The sequence below is a fragment of the Streptomyces sp. NPDC058373 genome, assembly GCF_042723275.1.
In the GTDB taxonomy this organism is placed as follows: domain Bacteria; phylum Actinomycetota; class Actinomycetes; order Streptomycetales; family Streptomycetaceae; genus Streptomyces.
This window is the reverse complement of record NZ_JBHXJE010000027.1, coordinates 20,095-42,459: the sequence shown is the minus strand read 5'-3', so window position 1 is coordinate 42,459 and position 22,365 is coordinate 20,095. Positions and strand designations below refer to the sequence as shown.

Annotated in this window: 19 protein-coding genes; 1 reads left to right on the top strand and 18 read right to left on the bottom strand. The window is 73.6% G+C overall.

Going from position 1 to position 22,365, the window contains the following annotated elements; genetic code table 11:
- Positions 1-80 precede the first annotated feature (80 nt).
- The 15 genes from ACFWMZ_RS16945 to ACFWMZ_RS16875 form a co-directional block, all read right to left on the bottom strand.
- A complete protein-coding gene (locus tag ACFWMZ_RS16945; protein WP_383202339.1) occupies positions 81-1,214 on the bottom strand; it encodes a GAF and ANTAR domain-containing protein in 1,134 nt (377 codons plus the stop codon).
- Positions 1,215-1,375: 161 nt separating this feature from the next.
- On the bottom strand, positions 1,376-2,134 hold the full coding sequence (locus ACFWMZ_RS16940; RefSeq protein ID WP_383173790.1) for a GAF and ANTAR domain-containing protein: 759 nt from the start codon (positions 2,132-2,134) through the stop codon (positions 1,376-1,378).
- 175 nt (positions 2,135-2,309) lie between these two features.
- Positions 2,310-3,278 carry a helix-turn-helix domain-containing protein gene (locus ACFWMZ_RS16935; RefSeq protein WP_383202336.1) on the bottom strand — a complete coding sequence of 323 codons (969 nt, stop codon included), beginning with the start codon at positions 3,276-3,278 and terminating at the stop codon, positions 2,310-2,312.
- Between the two features lie 297 nt (positions 3,279-3,575).
- Positions 3,576-4,022, bottom strand: a complete 447-nt coding sequence (gene mnhG / locus ACFWMZ_RS16930; protein WP_383173796.1) for a monovalent cation/H(+) antiporter subunit G — start codon at positions 4,020-4,022, stop codon at positions 3,576-3,578.
- A complete protein-coding gene (locus tag ACFWMZ_RS16925) occupies positions 4,019-4,351 on the bottom strand; it encodes a monovalent cation/H+ antiporter complex subunit F (RefSeq protein ID WP_383173799.1) in 333 nt (110 codons plus the stop codon). Before ACFWMZ_RS16925 ends, mnhG begins: the two co-directional genes overlap by 4 nt.
- Positions 4,348-4,953 (bottom strand): Na+/H+ antiporter subunit E, encoded by a 606-nt coding sequence (locus ACFWMZ_RS16920; protein WP_383202333.1) that lies wholly within the window; start codon positions 4,951-4,953, stop codon positions 4,348-4,350. Before ACFWMZ_RS16920 ends, ACFWMZ_RS16925 begins: the two co-directional genes overlap by 4 nt.
- Positions 4,950-6,602: a Na+/H+ antiporter subunit D gene (locus ACFWMZ_RS16915; RefSeq protein ID WP_383173805.1), complete on the bottom strand. Its 1,653-nt coding sequence runs from the start codon at positions 6,600-6,602 to the stop codon at positions 4,950-4,952. The genes ACFWMZ_RS16920 and ACFWMZ_RS16915 overlap by 4 nt, the downstream gene beginning before the upstream one ends.
- Positions 6,599-7,831 carry a Na(+)/H(+) antiporter subunit C gene (locus ACFWMZ_RS16910; protein ID WP_383202330.1) on the bottom strand — a complete coding sequence of 411 codons (1,233 nt, stop codon included), beginning with the start codon at positions 7,829-7,831 and terminating at the stop codon, positions 6,599-6,601. The genes ACFWMZ_RS16915 and ACFWMZ_RS16910 overlap by 4 nt, the downstream gene beginning before the upstream one ends.
- Positions 7,828-10,773 (bottom strand): Na+/H+ antiporter subunit A, encoded by a 2,946-nt coding sequence (locus ACFWMZ_RS16905; RefSeq protein ID WP_383173811.1) that lies wholly within the window; start codon positions 10,771-10,773, stop codon positions 7,828-7,830. The genes ACFWMZ_RS16910 and ACFWMZ_RS16905 overlap by 4 nt, the downstream gene beginning before the upstream one ends.
- Before the next feature lie 207 nt (positions 10,774-10,980).
- Entirely contained in the window at positions 10,981-12,228 is a 1,248-nt protein-coding gene (locus ACFWMZ_RS16900; protein WP_383173814.1) for a cytochrome P450, read from the bottom strand.
- 44 nt (positions 12,229-12,272) lie between these two features.
- On the bottom strand, positions 12,273-13,526 hold the full coding sequence (locus tag ACFWMZ_RS16895; RefSeq protein WP_383173817.1) for a cytochrome P450: 1,254 nt from the start codon (positions 13,524-13,526) through the stop codon (positions 12,273-12,275).
- Positions 13,523-14,137, bottom strand: a complete 615-nt coding sequence (locus ACFWMZ_RS16890; protein WP_383173820.1) for an ATP/GTP-binding protein — start codon at positions 14,135-14,137, stop codon at positions 13,523-13,525. The genes ACFWMZ_RS16895 and ACFWMZ_RS16890 overlap by 4 nt, the downstream gene beginning before the upstream one ends.
- Positions 14,115-14,477 (bottom strand): DUF742 domain-containing protein, encoded by a 363-nt coding sequence (locus ACFWMZ_RS16885; protein WP_383173823.1) that lies wholly within the window; start codon positions 14,475-14,477, stop codon positions 14,115-14,117. Before ACFWMZ_RS16885 ends, ACFWMZ_RS16890 begins: the two co-directional genes overlap by 23 nt.
- A complete protein-coding gene (locus ACFWMZ_RS16880; protein ID WP_383173826.1) occupies positions 14,474-14,884 on the bottom strand; it encodes a roadblock/LC7 domain-containing protein in 411 nt (136 codons plus the stop codon). Before ACFWMZ_RS16880 ends, ACFWMZ_RS16885 begins: the two co-directional genes overlap by 4 nt.
- Positions 14,885-14,886: 2 nt before the next feature.
- Positions 14,887-16,398 carry an ATP-binding protein gene (locus ACFWMZ_RS16875; protein ID WP_383202327.1) on the bottom strand — a complete coding sequence of 504 codons (1,512 nt, stop codon included), beginning with the start codon at positions 16,396-16,398 and terminating at the stop codon, positions 14,887-14,889.
- 962 nt (positions 16,399-17,360) lie between these two features.
- On the opposite strand from ACFWMZ_RS16875, the gene ACFWMZ_RS16870 reads away from it, so the two are divergent.
- Positions 17,361-17,819 (top strand): ATP-binding protein, encoded by a 459-nt coding sequence (locus ACFWMZ_RS16870; RefSeq protein ID WP_383202325.1) that lies wholly within the window; start codon positions 17,361-17,363, stop codon positions 17,817-17,819.
- Here ACFWMZ_RS16870 and ACFWMZ_RS16865 read toward each other — a convergent pair.
- The 3 genes from ACFWMZ_RS16865 to ACFWMZ_RS16855 all read right to left on the bottom strand — a co-directional run bounded on the left by ACFWMZ_RS16865 (position 17,767) and on the right by ACFWMZ_RS16855 (position 21,948).
- The gene (locus ACFWMZ_RS16865; RefSeq protein WP_383173835.1) at positions 17,767-19,239 is read right to left on the bottom strand and encodes an amino acid permease; all 1,473 of its coding nucleotides are present in this window, start codon (positions 19,237-19,239) and stop codon (positions 17,767-17,769) included. The two genes, ACFWMZ_RS16870 and ACFWMZ_RS16865, sit on opposite strands and share 53 nt — an antisense overlap.
- Before the next feature lie 264 nt (positions 19,240-19,503).
- Positions 19,504-20,532: an ornithine carbamoyltransferase gene (gene argF, locus ACFWMZ_RS16860; RefSeq protein WP_383173838.1), complete on the bottom strand. Its 1,029-nt coding sequence runs from the start codon at positions 20,530-20,532 to the stop codon at positions 19,504-19,506.
- A 177-nt stretch (positions 20,533-20,709) separates the two neighbouring features.
- Positions 20,710-21,948: an arginine deiminase gene (locus ACFWMZ_RS16855; RefSeq protein ID WP_383202321.1), complete on the bottom strand. Its 1,239-nt coding sequence runs from the start codon at positions 21,946-21,948 to the stop codon at positions 20,710-20,712.
- Between the last annotated feature and the right edge of the window lie 417 nt (positions 21,949-22,365).

The window sequence follows — 22,365 nt, the reverse complement described above, 5'->3', positions numbered from 1 at the left end:
CTCACGTGCGAGTGTGCCCCGGTGCGAACCGGCCATGCGGGAAAATCCTGAGCGGTCTCACGCCCGGCGCTGCGCCCGCGTCAGCCGCGGGGCTTCCCGGCGTGGCCGCGGGCCTGTGCGTGGAGCTGCTCCAGGGCGTCGAGCATGACGGTACGGCGGTGCCAGTCGAGCCACTCCCCCGCCTGGGCCACGACGAGGTCGAGGGCCTTCCACTCCGTCTCGGTGGGGACGGGGCCGGCGGGCGGGGCGTAGAGGGTGACGACGCCTGAGCTCTCGCCGGAGGCGGAGAGCAGCGGGGCGTACCAGGCGCGGCCGATGCCCGCCGCCCGCAGGGCCTGCCGGGTCTCCTCGGTGAGCCGGGGGTCGTCGAGTCCGTCGACGAGGGCGCTCCGTCTTCCTTCGCGCATCGCGTCCGTGGCGGGGCCCCGGCCCGCGCCGTCCGGTCCGCGGGTGAGGTGGTCCAGGAGGGCGTCCGGGATGCCCTGGTGGGCTTCGAGCTGCGGGCCGATGAGCGGGTCGGCGATGTGCAGCATCCCGCGCGTGCTCCGTACACAGCGCAGGGCGGTGCCGAGCACCGCCTCGGCGAAGGCGCTGCGGGGGACCCGGCTGCGGCGCAGCCACGGTGCGAAGCCCAGCTCGGGGGCGGGCACGCGGGTGCGGCCGGGGAACCACTGCGGGCCGTCGGCGGGGCGCGGGGCGGAGAGGAAGACGGAGGCGAGGGTGCGCAGCTTGACGTTGTGCTGCTGGGAGCTGTCGCGCAGCAGGTCGAAGGCGGTCTCGGCGTCGCGCAGCCCGTACCGCTCCTGGAGGATGCCCTGGGCCTGGGCGATGAGCGGGCGGGTGCGGAGGTTGGCGCGCAGGTCGTGGAGCTCGGTGTCGCCACGGTTCGCGCTGTCCGCCGGGGCCTCGTCCGGGCCGGGGGTGCCGCCCTCGGCGGAGCTCCACTCGCCGGTGAGGACGAGGCGGGGGGTGCGCCCGGCGCCGTCGAGGACCAGGCTGATCAGCCGCCGGGCGACGGCGTCGGAGAGTTCGGCGTCGGGGCCGAGTTCGACCGCGACGTACGGTCCGGCCGAGATGGTGAGTGCCCGTTCGAGGCACGCGGCGAGCCGGGGCCACGTCTCCTCGTCCACGTGCCCCGTGAGGCGCACCGTCGTCACCTGGGCGGACGGCCACGACCGCGTGGTGCTGGACAACGTGAAGGGACTGGGGGGCACGAAGGGTCTCCTGAGCAGCGCGAAGCGACGGGCCACGCTGCTGGACCCGGCTCCAGCCTAGAGGATCACCCGGGGCGGCGTGTGCCGGGTCCGGGGCGACGGGGCAGCTCAGTACCGTTCGGGGCGGTGCCCGGCCTCCGCGGACGGCGGCGCGTCCGGTGTCAGGGGATCGGTTCCGGCCGCGGGGCCTCCTGCCCGCCGTCGTGCCGGGGCCGCCAGCTCCCCTCCTGCGGGGGGTCCCCGGTGATGTTGCCGATGAGCTGGGCGCAGAGGTCGCGGAGTTTGATGTTGCGGTTCTGCGAGGCGGTGCGCAGGAAGGCGAAGGCCTCGTCGGCGCCGCACCGCTGCTGGCCCATGATCACGCCCATCGCCTGGTCGATGACGGTGCGGGAGCGCAGGGTCGCCTGGAGGTCGGCCGCGGACTGCTGGGCGTCGGCGAGGCGGACCGCGAGGACGAGGGCGCCGGACGCCTGGGCGGCGAGCAGCCGCAGCCGCTCCTTGTCGGCGGGGGCGAAGGCGCCCGGGCTGGGGGCGTAGAGGTTGAGAGCGCCCGCCATGCCGTGCCGCTCCTTCAGCGGGAGGGAGAGCGAGGAGCGTGTGCCGCGGTCGACGGCGTACGGCGGGTAGGGCATCCAGCGCTTCTCCTCGCTCATGTCCGTGACGTACACCTCCTTGTCGTGGCGCAGCGCCTCCAGGCAGGGGCCGTCGTCGAGGGTGTACTGCATCTCGTCGAGCGGCGGCGCGCTGCTTCCGGCGCTGGCCACGGTGTACGGACGCCCGTCGCGTTCCAGGGTGATCCCGCAGCCTTCGGCGCCGGGCATACGCTGCCTCGCCTCGGCGGCGAGCTCGGCGAGAAAGGCGTCGAGGGTCTCGCTCTCCGCGAGGAGGGACTGGGCGTCGAAGGGAAAGGGCTCGTCCATGTCGTTTCCGTTCGCCTCAGAGGGCCGGGGCCGGCCGAGGCCCCTCTCTCCCACCCTCGCACGTCAGCGGCCCGGGCGGGGTCGCGGACCTGGCCGGGCCGAGCGCGGCCGGGGGCCCGGCGAGCACCGTGCTCCTCCGCGAGGGGCGGTCGGCTGACGCCTGCCCCCGTCCCGCTCAGCGAAGCGCGGAGCTGCGGCGGAACTCCCTGGGCGGCACTCCGTAGACACCGCGGAAGGCGCGGGTGAAGGTGGAGTGGTCGTTGAAGCCCCAGCGGGCCGCGATGTGGTGGACGGGGACGGCGCCGAGCGCGGGGTCGGCGAGGTCGCGGCGGGCCCGTTGCAGGCGCTGAAGGCGGATCCACGCCGCCACGGTGGTGTCGCGGGCCTCGAAGAGCCGGTGCAGGTAGCTGACGGAGATGTGGTGGGCGGCGGCGACGGCCGCCGGTGACAACTGCCGTTCGTGCAGGTTGCGCTGCACGAACGCCTCGATGCGCAGCAGCAGCGTGCGCCGGTGCGAGTCGTCCGGTACCGAGCTCTCCGCGTCCAGGTGGTGGGCGAGGACCGCTCTCAGCAGGTCGAGGGCGACGGTGCCGAGCCGGGGCAGGTCCGCCGGCCGGTAGGCGGAGGAGCCGGTGACCGTGCCGGTGAGGAACTGCGCCAGCAGGGCGCCGACGCCGGCCCGCCCGTCCAGGGTGGTCGCCAGCAGCCGCTCGACCCGGGCCCCGGGCAGGTCCAGCAGGGTCCGGGGGACGTGGGCGCGGACCAGGGTGGTGGCCCCGCCGCCGGGGGCGAGCCTCAGGTGGAAGGGGCGGGAACTGTCGTACAGCGCGAGGTCGTCCGTTCCCAGAACCGCCTCCCGGCCCGCCTGGTCGAGCGCGACCCGTCCGCGCACCGGCATGATCACGGAGCACAGCTCCGGGTCCGCCTGCCGGACGAGCTTCGGTGTGCGGACCACCTCGGACGGGGAGCAGGCCAGCTCCACCACGTTCACCGCGGCGAGGTCCAGGGTCCGGGCTGTCGCGCGGAAGCGCTCCGGGTCCTTCGCGCGCAGCCGCATGGGGTGCTCGCTGGTCGCGTAGAGCTCGTCCAGGACCGCCAGGCCCTCTCCGGGCGGCACCTCGTCGCTGCTGAACACCAGGTGCATCAGCCCCCCCCCTCCCCGCCGATGTCGTCAGGAGGAGGGTGCCGCCCCCAGTCCGCGCGGCGCAACAAGGTGCGGCCATATCGGGCCACCCTCGTGGCCTGCGGATTCGCCCGGTACGCGGCCGGGCCCGTTCTCCCTGTCGCCGCATCGGCCGTGTGCTGTGGACGGGGCATCAGGAGCGGCGACGGCGGCCGCCATCTGGGTACGCGCGGACAGTGCGGCGATGCCGGCGGCTCCGTCTACGGGGCGGCGGGCAAGAACATGCCGGACAGCTCGTACTGCACGCGGGAGCGCCCCTCAGTCACCGCCCGGCCGGGGCTCGTCCCCCGGGCCCTTGGGGGCGGAGTCCTCGTGGGCGGCGTTCGGGCGCGGGTGGGTCTTGGGCGTGTCCGGTTCCTCGCTGAGCTGCTCGTCGAGGTCGTCGAAGAGCAGGTCGGCGTGGATGCCGCCGGTGCGGTAGGCCGAGCGGGCCACCAGGTGGGAGGCGACCGGGCCGGTCAGCAGCTGGAAGAAGATGATGAGGGCGAGGGTGCCCGCGTCGATGCCGGTGCGCAGCCGCAGCGCGACCCCGACGAGGACCAGCAGTATGCCGAGGGCCTGCGGCTTGGTCGCGGCGTGGCTGCGGGAGAGGACCTCGGGGAGCTTGACCATGCCGATGGAGCCGAGCAGGCAGATGGCGGCGCCGAGGAAGACGAGGAAGGCGCCGACGGTGTCCGCGGCCTGGGCCCAGGGGGTGGGGTTCACGAGGTGGGGTCCTCCTCCACGGTTGCCTCCCGGCCGCGGGCGGCTGCCGGCCGGTCGCGTACGGCGATGAACCGGGCGATGGCCACCGAACCGGTGAAGCCGAGGAAGGCCAGCACCAGCATGATCGGGAAGTAGTAGGGGTTGCGGCTGAAGGCGGCCTGGGCGCCGAGCCCGGCGATGATCAGGGCGGCGGCGACGTCCAGGCAGATGGCGCGGTCCAGCATGGACGGGCCCAGCCACAGGCGGACCAGCAGCAGGGCTCCGGCGAGCAGGACCATCACGACGGCGGCGGTCAGCAGGACGCGGTCGATCCACTCGAAGACGGTCATGACGGGTTCCCCTGCCGGGGGTCGGCCGAGACGCGCGCGATCTCCTCGCGGCTGCCGAAGGCCCGGACGGTCAGTTCCTCGGTCCGCCAGACGGACCGGCGGGCGGTCTCCAGGGCCTCGGGGTCGTCGGCGTCCAGGACGTGGACGAAGATCGTGGCGGTGGCGCGACGCAGTTCGATCACCGACCCGCCGGGCACGTTGGAGACGGCGACGGCGGTGGCGGTGAGCATGAGTTCGGAGCGGCAGCGCAGCGGGATCGCGAGGACGGCCGCGCGGTGCGGGTAGTCCACGAAGATCTGCTTGGTGACGCGCAGCCCGGAGACGTACATGTCCCAGAGCAGGTACGCCGCCAGCCGGAGGATGCCCCAGGGGTGCAGCCTCAGTCCGAGGTCGGCCGGGGGCAGCGGGAAGGCCAGGCAGAGCAGGAAGGCGACGACCAGGCCGTTGACGACGTTGGCCCAGGAGAAGGTGCCCCAGAGCAGCAGCCAGACGACGGCCAGCCAGATGATGAGCGGCAGGTCGAGCACCCTGCGGTGCCGCCCGTGGCCGAAGGCCATGCTGTACGGGGGGAGTTCCGGGGAGCGGGACGACCAGGTGATCACGGCCTGAGCACCTCCTCGATGTACGGCGTCCGGGTCAGCAGTTCCTGCGCCGAGCGGTCGGTGTAGGCGGCGAGCGGCCCGGCCAGCACGGTGTAGGAGAGGCCGAGCAGGACGGTGGCGGCGGTCGCGGCGATCATGGTGCGCGGGGGCCGCTTGGTGGTGGTGACGGCCTTGCCGGTGATGCTGGTGGCGACGACCTGGCCGCCGCCCGGGCGTACCGGGACGCCTTGGCCGTTCTGCGGGGTGACGGCGGGGCCGCCCTCGTCCTGCTCGTCGTCGTCCGTGTCCTCCTCCTGGGACTCCATGACGGTGCCCTCGGCCGCCTGCCCGGGCGGTTCGCTGCGCCAGAACGCGAGGTTCCAGACCTTGGCGACGACGTAGAGCGTCAGGAGGCTGGTGAGGGTGGAGCCGCCGACCAGGACCCAGGCGAGGGCCGAGCCGTTCTCGACGCCGGCCCGCATCAGGGCGAGCTTGCCGATGAAGCCGGAGAAGGGCGGGATGCCCGCGATGTTCATGGCGGGGACGAAGAAGAGGACGGCGAGCAGGGGCGCGCTGCGGGCCATGCCGCCGAGCCGGGTCAGTTCGGTGGTGCCGCCCCGGCGTTCGATGAGTCCGGCGACCAGGAAGAGCGTGGTCTGCACGGTGATGTGGTGGACGACGTAGACGATGGCGCCGGCGATGCCCGCGCGGTCGGCGAGGCCGATGCCGAAGACCATGTAGCCGATGTGGCTGATCAGGGTGAAGGAGAGCAGCCGTTTCAGGTCGGTCTGGGCGACGGCGCCGAGGATGCCGATGACCATCGAGGCGAGGGCGACCACCAGGAGGAGGTTGCCGAGCCGGTTGCCGGGGAAGAGCAGCGTCTCGGTGCGGAGCATGCAGTAGACGCCGACTTTGGTGAGGAGTCCGGCGAAGGCGGCGGTGACGGGGGCGGGCGCGGTCGGGTAGGAGTCGGGCAGCCAGGCGGCGACCGGGAAGACGGCGGCCTTGATGCCGAAGACGGTCAGCAGCATCCCCTGGATGAGGGTGGTGACGCCGAGGGGGAGGTCGTCGAGCCTCTCCGCGAGCTGGGCGAAGTTGACGGTGCCGGTGGCCGCGTAGGTGATGGCGATGGCCACCAGGAAGATCATCGAGGAGAGCAGCGAGATGATCACGTAGGTCGAACCGGCCCTTATCCGGGGGCCGGTGCCGCCGAGGGTCAGCAGGACGAAACTGGAGACCAGCATGATCTCGAAGCCGACGAAGAGGTTCATGAGGTCGCCCGCCAGGAAGGTGCAGGAGATTCCGGCGACCAGGATCAGATAGGCGGGGTGGAAGACGGCGAGTGGGGTCTCGTCGTCCTTGTCGGCCATGCCCTGGCCCAGGGAGTACACCAGCACGCCGAGGGTGACCAGCGAGGAGACGGTGAGCATCAGCCCGCTGAGGCGGTCGGCGACCAGGGTGATGCCGAGCGGCGGGGCGAAGTCGCCGAGGTGGACGGAGAGCGGGCCGTCGTCGGCGGCGATCATCAGGACGACGGAGATCACCACGACGGCGGCGAGGACGGCGACACTGATGAACCGCTGGAACCGCTTGAGCCGGATGCCCGCCGCGAGGCTGAGGCCGGTGGCGAACAGCGGGAGCAGCACCGGCAGGGGGACGAGTGCGTTCACCTGAGGTCTCCTGGGGGCCGGTGGGGGTGCTCGCGGTGCGGGCGGTCCGCCCGGCCGGGACGCGGATACGGCTTGCGGGCGCTCTCGGGGCCCGGCGGGGTCGTGGGGTAGGGGGCGGGGCCCGGGTGCGGGTCGGGGGCGGGGTGGCCGTCCGGGCGGGGCCGGCGGCGGCGGACCGCCTCCGGGTGGCCGTCGGGGACCGGGTCCTCGGGCGGGTGCTGGGCGTCGGGGGGCGGGACGACGCGGCGGGGCCGGGTCGCGGTGGCGCCGCTGTCCTCGCCCGCGGCGCCCGCTCCCTCCTGACCGGGGCGGGCGTTGGTGGCGCCCCGGGGCTGGGGGCCGCCTTCGCGGGGCTGCGGTCGGCCGGTGCCGGGGGCTTCCGCGCCGGTGCGCGGGGGCTTCGCTCCCGTGTCGGGGGGCTGCGCGGCGCCGGTCCCGGGGGCCTGCGGCCCGGTGGCGGTGTCGGTGGCCTGCGGGCCGGAGGACTCGGTGGACTCCTCGCCGGTGGCGCCGGGTTCCGCCGGGGCCGCCGCGGGCTCGTCGGGCTCGGAGGTGTCGGGCGCCGAGGGCGGGCCCTGGGTGTCCGGGCCCGACGGGCCCGTGCCGGGGGTGTCGGGCCCGGACGGGCCCGGGGTGTCCGGCCCGCCGTCCTCGCCGCTCCCCCGGTTCTGCGGGTAGTCCGCGGGGTCGGCGCCGAGGATGTCGTTCCACAGGTCGCCGGAGGCGTCGCGGCCGCGTGCCTGCAGGGCGCGGTCGGCGCGGAGGCGGGCGCGCAGCTGGCGGCGCTCGTCGCGGTAGCGGCGGCGCATCTCGGGGTCCCGGTCGGCCGCTCGGTAGCGGCTGCGCAGTTCGCTGCGCTCGTCGTAGATCTCGGAGCGCAGCGCGACCCTGCGGTCCTCGATGTCGTCGTGGACCTCGTCGGTGCCGGTGAGCTGGTACGAGCGGTAGGCCATCGCGAGGATGAACGCCGTGGTGGCGAGCGTGATGACGATGGCGGTCAGCGTGATGGCCTGCGGCAGCGGGTCGGTGACGGTCGCCGGGTCGACGCCCGGGTAGAGCAGCGGCGCCGGTCCGGACAGGCCGGTGACGGCGAGCAGCAGCAGGTTGATGCCGTTGGAGGTGATGACCGCGCCGAGCAGGATGCGGGTCAGCGGCCGGGTGAGCAGCAGGACGCCGCCGACCGCGATCAGCACGGTGGCGGTGACGAGCAGGGCGAGGCTGATGGTCATCGGCCGTCTCCTCCTCCGGTCGCGGGGTCGGGGGGCTCCTCGCCGCCACCGCGGGTGGCGATGGCGCCCTTGGCTCCGGCGGACCCCTCGGCCGCCGCCCGTTCGATCTGCCGGTCGACCTTGGCGCCGAGGGCCCGGACGATGTCGAGGACGACGCCGAGGACCAGGAGGTAGACGCCGAAGTCGAAGAGGACGGGTGTGGCGAGGTGGTACTCACCGAAGAGCGGCAGGTGGCCGTGGTACTCGAAGGCGTGCAGCACCGTGCCGTCGAAGAGGCCGAGCAGGGCGGTGGCCGTCATCACGAAGAGGCCGAGGCCGGTGAAGAGGCCGGGCTGGCGGGGCGCGGCCTCGGCGAGTTCGAAGCGGCCCCCGGCGAGGTAGCGGGTGATCAGGGCGACGCCCGCGACCAGGCCGCCGATGAAGCCGCCGCCCGGCAGGTTCTCCGCGCAGAAGAGCAGGTAGACCGAGAGGACCAGGATCGGATGGAAGATCAGCCGGGCCAGCACCTCGAAGACGATCGAACGGTGCTCGGGGGCCAGTGAGCGGCCCGCCGCCAGCCAGGTCCGCTCCCGGGTGCTGTCCGGCCCGGGCCCGGGCCGGCCCACGCCGCGCGAGGAGAACGACCAGATGGCCCGGTCGTACGGGATCTCCTGGCCGGCGCTGTCGGTGCGGCGGTGGAGGAAGATGAGGCTGGTGACGCCGACGGCGGCGGCGGCGAGGACCGCCGACTCGCCCATGGTGTCCCAGGACCGCAGGTCGACCAGGATGGTCGCCACCACGTTCTTCAGCCCTTGGTGGGCGACCTCGGTGACGATCGGCTCGCCGTCCGGGATCGCGGTACGCGCGGAGGCCGCGACCCAGACCGCGACCGCGACCACCAGCGAGCTGGCGAGGGCGACCGGGATGCGGGCCCAGCGGCGCCACGGGCTGAAGGACTCCTCGAAGTGCACCGGCATCCGGCGCAGCACCAGGATGAAGACGACCATCGAGACGGTCTCGACGCCGAACTGCGTGAGAGCGAGGTCGGGTGCGCCCTGGAGGACGAAGAGCAGCGCGGCCCCGTAGCCGGTGAGACCGGCCAGGACGACCCCCTTCATGCGGCGGCTGACGGTCAGGCACATCAGGCCGACGGCGCAGGTGAGGACGGCGAGGGCGCCCTGGAGCGGGGAGTCCCAGACCGCGGGGGCGTGGGCACCGGTCCACGGCTGGTCGGTGACGAGGACCGCGAGCTGTCCGGCCAGCATCACCAGCAGGGTGATGGCGAGGTAGACGGAGAGCGAGCCGCGCTGGACGAAGCCGGTGACCTGGAGCGAGACGCGTTCCAGGCCGAGGAGCACCTGCCCGTAGACGGCGTCGGCGGTCGGCCAGGCGATCCGCCGGGAGAGGGTGCGGACCTCCTTGCGTGCGAGGAAGAGCAGCACACCGGCGACCCAGGCGGCTACCGAGAGGCCGAGCGCGGTGCCGAGGCCGTGCCAGAGCGCGAGGTGGTAGGGGTCGGCCGGGACGGTGTACTGCTCGGCGTAGCCGGCGAGCAGTTCCTCGGCCGAGCCGACGGCGGGCCCGAGGATCAGTCCGCAGACGGCGAGCACGGCGGCCGGCCCGAGGAAGAGCCAGCCGACCTTCTGCACCGGGGTGTCGGCGACGCCGGGCTTGCGCGCGAAGGCACCCCAGACGAAGCGGAGGCTGTACGCGGTGGTCAGCGCGGAGCCGACGACGATGACGCCCAGCGCCCACAGGTCGGGGGTGTCGCCGACCAGCAGCGCCTCGAAGGCGGCCTCCTTGGCGGCGAAGCCGAGCATCGGCGGCAGGGCGGCCATGGAGAGGGCGGCGACCACGGCGACGCCGGCCACCCAGGGCAGGGTGCGGCCCACCCCCGAGAGGCGGCGCAGGTCGCGGGTGCCGGTGGCGTGGTCGACGATGCCGGTGACGAGGAAGAGCGGGGCCTTGAAGACGGCGTGGGCCAGGATCATGGTGACGGCGGCGAGCCCGACGTCGTAGTTCCCGTCCCCGGCGAGGACCATCAGGAAGCCGAGCTGGCTGACGGTGCCGTAGGCGAGGACCAGCTTCAGGTCGTGCAGGCGCAGCGAGCGCCAGCCGCCGAGGAGCATGGTGGCGCAACCGAGGACGAGGATGGGCGGGCGCCACAGGGAGAGGTCGCCGAAGGCCGGGGTGAGGCGGGCGACGAGGTAGACACCGGCCTTGACCATGGCGGCGGCGTGCAGGTAGGCGCTGACCGGGGTGGGGGCGGCCATGGCGTTCGGCAGCCACATGCTGAAGGGCCAGATCGCCGACTTGGAGAAGGCGCCGCAGAGGATGAGCAGGGCGGCGACCTCCAGCAGGGTGGAGGAGGGCGGCGGGGAGGCGAGGATCTCGGAGATCCGGTAGGTGCCGGTGACATGGCCGAGGATCAGGAACCCGACCAGCATGACGAGTCCGCCGAGGGTGGTGACGGTGAGCGCCTGGAGCGCGGAGCGCCGGTTCTGCTTGTACTCGCTGCCGTGTCCGATGAGCAGGAACGACAGGACGCTGGTGATCTCCCAGAAGACGTAGAGCACGATCAGGTCGTCGGCGAGGACGAGACCGAGCATGGCTCCGGCGAAGGCGAGCAGTGTCCCGGCGAAGCGGCTCAGGCCCCGGGTGCCGTCGTGGAAGTAGCGGACGCAGTAGACGAGGACCAGGGTGCCGATGCCCGCGGCGAGCAGCACCATCAGCTCGGACAGGGCGTCCAGGCGCAGGGCCAGCGAGACCTCGTAGGCGGGGATCCACTCCCAGCTCCAGTCGGTGGAGCCGCCGTCGGCGGTGGTCCCCCACTGGACGCAGGCCCACACGGTGGCCGCGAGCGGCGGGAGCGCCAGGACGAAGAACGCCCGGGTGCCCAGCCGGCGGACCAGCGGCCTGGCGCACATGGCGAGGACGAAGTGGGCGGCGACGAGCGCGATCATAGGGCGCCGGGTCGTCGGGGTCGCCTACAGGTCACAGAGGGAACGTAATGCACCCAATAGTGATATATCGCGCTCCTCCGGTTCGGGGACCGGCGCGCCGGGTGCCCCTCCCCTGCCGAGGTGCGGGAACGCCGTCCGGCCCCGCCGGGCCGGCCCGCCTGGGCGGGGGTGGCCGGGCGGTCCGGACGGGGGCGGGTGCGGTGGTACTCAGGCGTCATGGGCGAGCCGGACCGGCAGGGTTGCGGAGCTGTTGGAGAACATCGAGGGCACCGGGGTGAGGGTGGCGGGGTCGACGGCGAGGGAGAGCTTCGGGTAGCGGGCGAAGACGGCCGGGATGGCGAGGGCCGCCTCCAGGCGGGCCAGGGGCGCGCCGAGGCAGAAGTGCGGGCCGTGGCTGAAGGCGAGGTGGCGCCGCTGCTCGCGGGTGAGGTCGAAGCGGTCGGCGTCGGCGCCGTGCTGGGCCTCGTCGCGGCCGACCGCGCTGTAGGGCGCCATGACCGCCTCGCCCCTGGCTATCGGGACCCCGGCGATCTCGACGTCCTCCAGCGGGTAGCGGAAGGGGAAGTTGCCGATCGGCGCGTCCCAGCGCAGGGTCTCCTCGACCACGGCCTCCCAGACCTCCTCGCCGCCCGCCTCGGCGAGGGCGCGCTGGTCGGGGTGGGTGAGCAGGGCGCGGACGGCATTGGTGATGAGGCTGAGGGTGGTCTCCTGCCCGGCGGAGAGCATCAGCAGCAGCGTGCCGACCAGCTCCTCCTCGCTGAGCGCGTCCGGGTCGGCCTCGCGGGCGGCGATCAGCGCGCTGGTGAGGTCGGGGCCGGGCTCGGCGCGGCGGGCGGCGACGACGCGGGCGAGCAGCTCGTACTGCTCGACCTGGCTGGCCGTCACCTCCTCGGGGCCGAGGTCGGAGCGGAAGATGTTGTCCATCAGCTCCTTGAGGCGGGGCTGCTCGTGGGCGGGGACGCCGAAGAGTTCGCAGATGACCCGCATGGGGACCGGGTTGGCGTAGTGCAGGCGCAGGTCGACGGTGCCGTCGGCGTCCGCGTGCGAGGGGAGTTCGTCCAGCAGCTCGGCGACGATGGCCTCGACGCGGGGGCGCAGTTCGGCGACCCGGCGCGGGGTGAAGGTCTGCATGACCAGCTTGCGCAGTCTGCGGTGCTCCTGGCCGTCGGCGGTGACCATGTTGGTCACCTTGACCATGCCGATCAGCGGCCAGCCGTCCTCGATCTCGCCGCGGCGGATGGCGTTCCAGTTCCGCCAGTCCTTGCTCATCCGCGGGTCGGCCACCAGCTCCGCCAGCAACTCATGACCGGTGACCGCCCAGGCGAGCACGTCACCGGGGAGCCGCACGCGGACCACGGGCCCGAGCGCGCGCAGCCGGGCGGCCTCGCCGTGGTGGTCGCTGCCGTAGGGGTCGAGGGTGATCTCGGGGACGGCGGCGTCGGGGGTGGTGGTCACCGGTTCTCCTTGGGCGGTCGGGGCACGGGCGGGGGCGCGGCGGGTCAGGTGCGGCGGGCCACGCCCGGGGCGGGCGGGAAGTCGACGGGCAGCACGGTGGGGACGCGGGTCCAGGGCGAGGGCCGCCAGGTGATCTCCTCGGCGGGCACGCTCAGCCGCAGGCCGGGGAGGAGGTGCAGCACGGTCTTGACGGCGGTACGGGTGATGAGGCGGGCCGGGACCTGGGCGGGGCAGACGTGCGGGCCCGCGGAGAAGGCCAGGTGGGCGCGGTTGCCCGGTTCGGTCAGCTCGTCCTCGGGGCGGATCCGCGGATCGTCGTTGGCGGCGGCGATGCCGAGGATCAGGCAGTCGCCCTCCCGGATGCGGTGGCCGCCGAGTTCGGTGTCGCGCAGGGCGTAGCGGGCGGGCATGTTGTTCATGGGCGGGTCGCGCCAGAGCGCCTCGTCCAGGGCGTCGTCGATGCCGAGGCGGCCGCCGTGCAGCCGGGAGGCGAAGCGCGGGTCGCAGAGGAGCAGCCGCAGGGTGTGCGCGATCCACGCGGTGACGGTCTCGTTGCCCGCGGAGATCATCACGACGACCGACTGGAGGTGCTCGGCCTCGTTGCGGAGGTCCGGGTGGTCGAGGAAGGCGGTGGTGAGGTCGTCGGCGGGGCGGGCGCGCCGCTCGCGGAGGGTGTCGAGGAGGATCTCCTCGAAGTGGCGGTTGCCCGCTTGGGAGTCGTCGGCGCTGCCGAAGAGGGCGATCAGGGCGCGCAGCAGTTCGTGGCCGCCGGCGCTGTCCAGGCCGAAGAGCGAGGCGAGGGCGAGCATCGGGACGATGGTGGCGTACTCGCCCACCAGGTCGGCGCTGCCGCGGGCGGCGAACTCGGCGATCAGCTCCTCGCAGAGCGCCTCGACCTGGCGGCGGGCGCGCCGCTGGTCGATACGGGCGACGCCGTCGTCCAGGGGCGCGCGCAGCCTGCGGTGCTCGGGGCCGTCGGCGCCGACGACATTGGCCCGCCAGCCCATCATCGGCAGCAGCCCGGAGTCCGGGGAGACGGTGCCCTCGCGCAGGTCGCGCCAGTTGCGGGCGTCGCGGGAGAAGAGCTGCTCGTTGCGGGTGAGGGTGAGCATCTCGCGGTAGCCCATCACCAGCCAGGCGGCCACGCCCGGTTCCAGTTCGACGCGGGCGACGTCGCCCCACTCGGCGCGCAGCGCGCGGTAGACGTCGCGGTGGTCCGGGGCGCCGGTGGCGGCCGCGAGGGGCACGAGGCCGGTCGCGGCGTGGGCGGGGCAGCCGGGCGGCGGGGCGGCGGTCATGCGACGGGCTCCTGCGGGGCGGCGGGCCGGGCCGCCCGGTCGAGGACGTACTGGACGAGGGTGATGAGGGCGTCGAGGGAGGAGCGCGGGTCGCGGGCGTCGCAGAGGGTCACCGGGGTCTCGTCCAGCAGGTCGAGGGCGGCGCGGATCTCCTCGGCGGTGTACTTCTCGCTGTCCGGGAACTCGTTGACGGCGACGGCGAACGGCAGGCCGCGCAACTCCAGTTGCTCCAGCACGTCGAAGCTGTCCTCGATGCGGCGGGTGTCGACGAGGGCGAGGACGCCGAGGGCGCCTTCGGCGAGCCCCTCCCACAGGTCCCAGAAGCGACGCTGACCGGGGGTGCCGAACAGGTAGAGCGCGATCCGGGGGTTGAGGGTGATGCGGCCGAAGTCCATGGCGACGGTGGTGGTGCGCTTGGTGTCCAGCCCGGCCAGGTCGTCCACGCCGACGCTGGCCTCGGTCATGTGCTCCTCGGTGCGCAGCGGGGTGATCTCGCTGACGGAGCCGACCAGGGTGGTCTTGCCGACGCCGAAGGCGCCGACGACGAGGATCTTGACGGCCTGCTGGACCGTGTCGGGCAGATAGCGGTCAGCGGAGCCGGCGGAGCCCATCCAGTACCTCCTGAAGCAGTTGCGTGTCGGGCCCGGCGGCCTCGGGGATGCCGGAGCGGGCGGCCAGATGGCCGGAGTCGACCAGGTCCGAGGCGACCACCTTGACCAGGCTCACGGGGAGTTCCAGGTGGGCCGCGGCCTCGGCCAGGGAGAGCAGCCGGGCGCACATCCGCACCAGCGCCGCCTCCTCGCGGGAGGCAGTGACCGGCAGCGGGCGGCCCGGTTCGGCGGCCACCAGCAGCGTGTCGACGTTGACGGTGTTCCGGGTGGGCCGGGCGCGGCCCTTGGTGATGACGTACGAGCGCACCGCGCTGTCGGGCTGCTCCCCCGGGGCCGTCACCGGGCGGGCTCCTGGCGGGGCGGACTGCTGAGGTTGCCCGCGCCGATCTTCAGGACCTGCGCCTGCATCTGGCGGGCCACCAGCTTGGGGTCGACCACCGGTCCGGTGAGGACGGCGAGGTGGGCGCCGCCCGCGCTGCGCATGAAGAGGAAGCCGCCGTTGAACTCGACCATCTGCTGGTGGACGGCGCCGCCCTCCTCGCCGTGCTCCCGGCCCAGGCTCCGGCCGAGGGACTGGAGGCCGGAGCAGTTGGCGGCGAGCCGGTCGGCGGCGTCCCGGTCCATGCCGTCGGACTTGGCGAGCAGCAGGCCGTCGCCGCTGAAGACGATGACCTGGCGCACGCCGGGCACCGTGGCGACGTCGGCGATCATCCAGGCCCGCTGCTCGGGGTTCTCCACGTAAGTCATGGTCAGGACTGTCCTTCGGGGGGATCGGCGGAATCGTGCGCGTGGGGGTCGGTGGGCCCGGCGGGCGGGGGGTCGGGCTCGCCGCGGCCGCCCGCGAAGAAGGCGTCCATCCAGTCGCCGGCCTCCTCGGGGGTGCCGGGGGCGGGGGCGGCCGGGGTGGAGGGCGCGCCGTCCGCGGGGGCGAGGCGTTCGCCGCGCCGGGAGCGGCGCTGGGGGAGGCGGGAGCCGGGGGCGCGCGCCGGGCTCTCCTCGGCGGCGGGCGCGGGCGGTTCGGCGGCGGGGGCGGGCGTGGCGGCCGGGCGCCGGGGGGCGGGCGGTTCGGTGGCGCGGGTCCCGGCGGGCTCCAGGCTCTCCAGGACCTCCAGCGGGATCAGCACGACGGCGCGGACGCCGCCGTACGGGGAGGGGCCGAGGTCCACCTGGAAGCCGTGCCGGTGGGCGAAGCGGCCGACGACGGCGAAGCCGGTCTGCGGGATCTCGCCGACCTCGCCGACGCCCAGGAGGCGGCGGCCGGAGACGATCTCGCGGGCGTGCCCGAGCCGGTACTCGTCCAGGCCGAGGCCGCCGTCGTCGACCTCGACCACGGCGCCGCGCTGCACGGTGCGGACGGTGACCAGGACGCTGGTGCGCGGCGGGGAGTACTCGGTGGCGTTGGCGAGGAGTTCGGCGACCAGGTGGATGAGGGGCTCGACCACCGAGGCGTGCACGCCGACGTCGGGCTCGCCGGAGACGGTCACCCGGCGGTAGGCGACGATGCGGCCGGAGGCGGCGCGCACCACGTCCACCAGGGCGAGCGGCTTCTGCCACTGCTGGCCGGGCCATTCGCCGCAGAGCACCTTGAGGCTCTGGGCGTGCCGGGCCTGCTGGGTGGCGGCGTGGTCGACCTGCATGGTGGCTTCGAGCAGGTCGGGGTCGCCGGGGAAGCGTTCGGCGAGGCCGGTCACGGTGGCCTGGATGCGGTGGGCGGAGGTCTGCACGCGGCTGGCCAGCTCCACCAGGGCGAGCCGCTGCGACTCGGACTGGCCGGCGGCCTCCGCGGAGACCTCGGCCAGAATGCGGTCGACCACGTCGAGGACGTCGGGGGCCAGCTCGCTGGCGGCCGGGCCGGGCGGCGGGATGTCGGCGGTCCCGGTCGTCGCGGCGGGCAGCCGCTCCTTGAGGACGTGTTCCAGCTCGTCGCGGACGTGCCCGGCCTGGCTCTCGGCGTACGCGCGCCACCGGGCGTCTTGCCGGGCGGCCTCCTCGTCGCGGGCGGCGACCAGTTCGGTCTGCCGGACCGCCTCGCCGTGCGCGGCCCGGTGGTCGCGGCGCAGCCGCTCCAGCAGGCCGAGGACGAGCACCCCGGCGACGCCGGTGGCCAGCGCGGGCACGACCGAGCCGTACCGTGCGATCTGGACGAGGGCGGCGAGGAAGGTGGCGAGGGCGAGCGCCAGGGCCAGGGGCCACAGCAGCCGTGCCGAACGCCCCGCGCGGCCGGAGCCGGGGCCGGGGGCGTGCAAGGGGGAACGAGCCATGGGGAACCTTCGCAGGGGGCGGATCGTGTCGGCCGACGGGTGTACGGGGTCCGGAGGGTCAGCCGCGGCTCCGTGCGGCCGCGCCACAGGCGTCCATCCGCCCCGGGGGACGGCCGTACTGCGCGGACATGGGTGAACTGCCCTTCCACCAATTGATCTTGACTGATCGTAACCTCGTCGGAGAAAAGCGGAAGCAGTGCCCCCGCAGCACGTTCCGCGCACCGTCACGATCAGGCCACGCCGTGTGGGCGTCACTTGACCGGGTTCCTCCGGGAAAGGGCGGGGGCTCCGGGCAGGAATGGGCCCGCACCCGGTTCCGTGCCTCTGCGCGCACCTGCGACAACCTCCTCACCCTGCGGAGCCCGACCGGGCGCGTATCACCCCGACAGGGGGACTCAAACCCGAGGGCGGCCGGTTCTCGACGGCGGCCGGGGGCGGAGGAGGAGAGGGCTGGGCCGGACAGGCGGGAACCGGGGGCGCGGCAAGGGAGGCGACGGGGAGGTCCGGACGGGCTGGCCGGGGGCTCGCGAGGGACACGGACGGGCGGTGCCGCCCGGCGCGGGAAGACGTCAGGCGCGGGGCCCGCCCGGCGGGACGCGGTCACATCCGGCCGCCGGGAGGCCGCCGATCCCGCGAACGGTATGCACACAGGGGGCGACAGAGAGGGACAGAAGGGAATGATCAGGGCGTACACGAAGAAAGAGAGGCGTGAGGCGCGTCACACGCCACCGGCCCGAGGAGGAGTCGGACGGTGCCTGTGTCTTACGCAAAAGTCCCGGTAGGACCGGCCGTAGGCACTCCGCCCGGCTCCGATGGCCTCCACCGGGACGCGGCGGGAGACTCTCCAGGACCCATCGCGCCTTCGTACGCTGGAGCAAGCCCGTGTCCGAAGCCCGCACCGCACCGCCGCGGGCGGCGCGCCCCCGAAGAGCCGCGGCCTGGGAGCCGTACCCGCCGAACGGATGACGCCCGTGCCCGAAGTCCCCGCCACCACCTCGTGGCGCATCTCGCTGCCGCACTCCGTGGCGGCCGTGCCGATCGCACGTGCGCTGATCCGGACGGCGCTCGCGGAGATCCAGCCGTCCGCGGACACCGACACGGCCGAACTCCTCACCGCGGAGCTGGTCGCCAACGCCGTCGAGCACACCGACGGCGACGACCCCATTCAGCTCGTGGTCGACCTGCTGGAACAGCGCTGCCAGGTGGAGGTGCACGACGGCAGCCCCGCCACCCCGCCGACTCTGACCAGCGAGCTGCCGCCCGAGCCGCCCGACGTGTGGGCGGAGGGCGGCCGGGGGCTGCTGCTGATCCGCACGCTCAGCCTGTCGTGCGGGCACCGCCCCACCGAGACCGGCAAGGCGATCTGGTTCACCCTGCCGACGGCGGACCGTCCGGACGGGTTCCGGCCGGCGCCTCGCTGAGCTCGCGCGCGGCGAGCGTCGAGTGGCGCCGCCCGTACAGCGTGTAGACGAGCAGGCCGACGGCGAGGAAGGCCGCGAACTGGAGCCAGGTCAGCGGTCCGGTGCCGTAGATCAGGTAGGCACAGAAGGCGATGCCCGCGACCGGCGTGAGCGGGAAGAGCGGCGCCCGGAAGCTGCGGCGCAGGTCGGGGCGGGTGCGGCGGAGGACCATCACGGCGACGTTGACGACGGCCATGGCGGCGAGGGTGCCGATGGTGGTGAGGTTGATGACCACGTCCAGCGGAACCACGGCGGCCGGGACGGCGAAGACGGCGGTCACGATCCAGGTGTTGACGACGGGCGTCGAGGTCTTCGGCGAGACACGCTCGAAAACGCGCGGGATCAGTCCGTCGCGGGACATCGACATCAGGATGCGGGTCTGGCCGTACATCACGGCCAGCACCACCGAAGCGATCGCCACCACCGCGCCGAAGGCGATGACGCCGCCGCCGATGGTGGAGCCGGTGACCTGGTTGACGACGAGCGACAGCGCGGCCGGCTGGTCGGCCACGTCGTCGGCGGAGAGCGCACCGATGGCGGCGACCGCGACCAGGCAGTACAGGACGGTGACGACGCCGATGCAGATCAGCACAGCCGCCGGGATGTTCTTGCGGGGATTCTTGACCTCCTCGCCGGCGGTGGTGATGGCGTCGAAGCCGATGTAGGAGAAGAAGGCGAGCGAGGCGCCGGAGGTGACACCCGCGACTCCGGCCGGGGCGAAGTCGGCGAGGTTGTCCTGCTGGAAGGCGCTGAAGGCGATGACGCAGAAGAGCAGCAGGATGCCGATCTTCAGCACGGCCATCACGGCGGTGGCGCGGGCGCTCTCGCGCACCCCTCGCACCAGCAGCACGGCGGCCAGCAGCATCACGACGACGGCCGGGAGGTTGACGACGCCGCCCTCGCCGGGCGGGTGGGAGAGCGCCTCGGGCAGCCGGACGCCGATCAGGCTGTGCAGCAGCTCGTTGAGGTACTGGCCCCAGCCGACTGCCACCGCCGAGATGGAGACGCCGTACTCCAGCAGCAGGCACCAGCCGGTGAGGAAGGCGGCGCGCTCGCCGAGGCTGGCGTAGGCGAAGGAGTACGAGCTGCCGGAGACCGGCATGGCGCCGCCCAGCTCCGCGAAGGAGAAGGCGGTCAGGACGCAGGTCACGGCGGCCAGCACGAAGGAGACCACGACGGCGGGCCCGGCCTCGGCGACCGTGTCGGAGAGGCCGACGAAGATGCCGGTACCGACGACGGCGCCGATGCCGAAGCAGACCAGTTGGAACAGGCCCATGGTCCGCTTGAGGCCGTGGCCCTCCAGGTCGGCGCCGGACTCGGCGACGAGCAGTTCCGGCGGCTTGACGCGCGCTCCGCTGGGACGCGCTCCGGTGGGACGCATGGGGTGGTGCTCGCTTTCGGTGGTGCGTGGGGGGCACGGCCCGTGGGTGGCCCGGTCGGCCTGCCGTCAGCATCGGCAGCACACGGGCCTCGGCGGGTGCGGCGCGCGCCGCCTCGCCGGTACGTCCCACGGATGCCCGTCCTCAGGGTCGGACGGGGGCCGCGAACGCAACGGGTGGGGGCCCGGACGGTCGGTCCGGGCCCCCACCAGTTGCACGACCAGCCTAACGGATGATTATGCGCATATTCACCAGCAAGCGTATGACTATTCACTCACCGCGGTACCGGCCGCCGTGCCCGCCAAGGTGGCGACGAGGACGGCCTTGATGGTGTGGAGCCGGTTCTCGGCCTGGTCGAAGACGGCGGAGTGGGACGACTCGAAGACCTCGTCGGTCACCTCCAGCGAAGTCAGGCCGTGGCTCTCGTGGATCTGCCGGCCCACCTCGGTCCCGAGGTCGTGGAAGGCGGGCAGGCAGTGCAGGAAGACGACGTCGGGGTTGCCGGTGGCCGCCAGGACCTCCTTGGTGACCGCGTACGGCGCGAGGGCGGTGATCCGCTCGCTCCAGACGCTCTTGGGCTCGCCCATGGAGACCCAGACGTCGGTGGCGACGAAGTCGGCGCCGCCCACCCCGACGTGCACCTCCTCGGTCAGCGTGATCCGCGCGCCGCTGCCCGCGGCGAGGCGGCGGGCCTCGTCGACGATGTGCTCGGCGGGCCAGTAGGCGCGCGGGGCGACGATCCGGATGTCCATGCCGAGGAGCGCGCCGGTGACCAGGTAGGAGTTGCCCATGTTGAACCGGGCGTCGCCGAGGTAGGCGAAGACGACCCGCTCCAGCGGCTTGCCGGTGCGCTCGGTGACGGTGAGGACGTCGGCGAGCATCTGGGTGGGGTGCCAGTCGTCGGTCAGCCCGTTGAAGACCGGCACGCCCGCGTGGGCGGCCAGCTCCTCGACGGTGGCCTGGCTGTCGCCCCGGTACTCGATGCCGTCGAACATCCGGCCCAGCACCCGCGCGGTGTCCTTGGCCGACTCCTTGTGACCCATCTGCGAGCCCGACGGGTCGAGGTAGGTGGTGGAAGCACCCTGGTCGGCCGCGGCCACCTCGAAGGCGCACCGGGTCCGGGTGGAGGTCTTCTCGAAGATCAGCGCGATGTTCCGCCCACGGAGCCGCTGCACCTCGGCCCCGGCCTTCTTGGCGGCCTTGAGCTCGGCCGCCAGCGCGACGAGTGAGCGGAACTCCTCGGCGGTGAAGTCCAGCTCTCGGAGGAAGCTGCGGCCGGTGAGGTCTGTCGCCATGGGGCGCTCCTGGGGTGCGAATACGATGACCATGGAACTCTATACGACAGCACACATGAATATACGACGGAGCGCCCGGCCCCCTCCGGCCCGCCACCCGTCGCGCCCCGCCCCCTGGCCACACCACCGCGACCCGGCAGGGCGCTCCCGGACGCCGGGGCCCGTCGCGGCGGCGACTCACGGGCCGACGGCGTCCCGTTCGACCGGGCAGCTCATGCAGCGGGGCCCGCCCCGGCCGCGCCCCAGCTCACTCCCGCGGATCTCGATGACCTCGACCCCTTCGTCGCGGAGGTAGGCGTTGGTGGTGGCGTTCCGCTCGTAGGCGACGACCACGCCGGGTTCGACCGCGAGGACGTTGCAGCCGTCGTCCCACTGCTCGCGCTCGGCCGCGTGCACGTCCTGGGTGGCGGTCAGCACCCGGATCGAACCGAGCCCCAGCGCCGCCGCGATCGCCCGGTGCATGTGCTCCGGCGGGTGGTCGGTGACCTTGAGGTCGTGCTGCGTGACACCCGGCTCGATGGTGTACGAGCGGAGCATGCCGAGTCCGGCGTACTGGGTGAAGACGTCCGGGGCGACCATCGTCATCACCGTGTCCAGGTGCATGAAGGCCCGGCGCTTCGGCAGGTCCAGAGCGACGATGGTGCGGGCCGAACCGGCCGCGAAGAGCCGTCTGGCCAGCATCTCCACCGCCTGCGGGGCGGTCCGCTCGCTCATCCCGATCAGCACGGCGCCGTTGCCGAGGACCAGCACGTCGCCGCCCTCGATCGTGGAGGGGTAGCACTCCTGTCCCTCGGACCAGGTGTGGAAGGGGCGGGCCTGCTCCGTGGCGAAGAGGGGGTGGTGGCGGTAGATCGCCTCGAAGTGGACGGTCTCGCGCTGCCGGGCGGGCCAGCGCATGGCGTTGACCGAGACGCCGTCGTAGACCCAGGCGGAGGTGTCCCGGGTGAAGAGGTGGTTGGGGAGGGGATGGAGCAGGAAGTCGTCCGGCTCCATCACGTGGAAGCGGACCGAGAGCGGCTCCGGATGCCGGGTCAGGTACTCGCGCTTGGTCATGCCGCCGACCAGGCCGGAGGCCAGCTCGGCGGAGTCCATGGCCGCGAAGGCGGCCCGCAGGTGGCGGGTGGCGAGCGGGCCGAACTCCCGCTCGTCGAAGACCCGCCCGAGGATCAGCTCCCTCGCCTCGGGCAGGTCTAGGCTCTCCCGCAGCAGGTCGCCGAAGAGGTGGACGTGCACGCCCCGGCCCCGCAGCACCTCGGCGAAACCGTCGTGCTCCTGCTGGGCGCGGCGCACCCAGAGCACGTCGTCGAAGAGGAGCGCGTCCTTGTTGGTAGGCGTCAGCCGCTTCAGCTCCAGCCCCGGCCGGTGAACGATGACGCGGCGCAGCCGCCCCACCTCGGAGTCGACATGGAATCCCATGCCTCTCATCCTCACCGGTCGCGGGGCGATTCACTCGGCGAAGGGGGGTGAGTGCCGGGTGGGTCCCGGGCGCCACCCGGCACTCACCCGGCTGACAGGGCTCCTCGGTCAAGGGGTGCCCCTGGTCGCAGCCCCGGCCGGGGCGGACCATGGGCGGGCGACCCGTCCGCCGCCCCGGAGTGACCTGGCAGCCGTGCTGGAGCCGGCGTCGTGTCTGGCCGCGCCGCGCGAAGGCGTCCGTACCGCGAGTGCCACGCCGAGGACACCCGGGCAGCGCGTCCGGACCACGCCCCCGTGCCGTGCGGCCTCCCGACCTCGGCACGGGCCCAGGCCAGCTCCCGCACGAGGTCGCGGACGAGCGCCTCGCCCCTGCGTGCCCGGGCCGGGTCGTAGGCCTCCACGTGGACGGGCTCATAG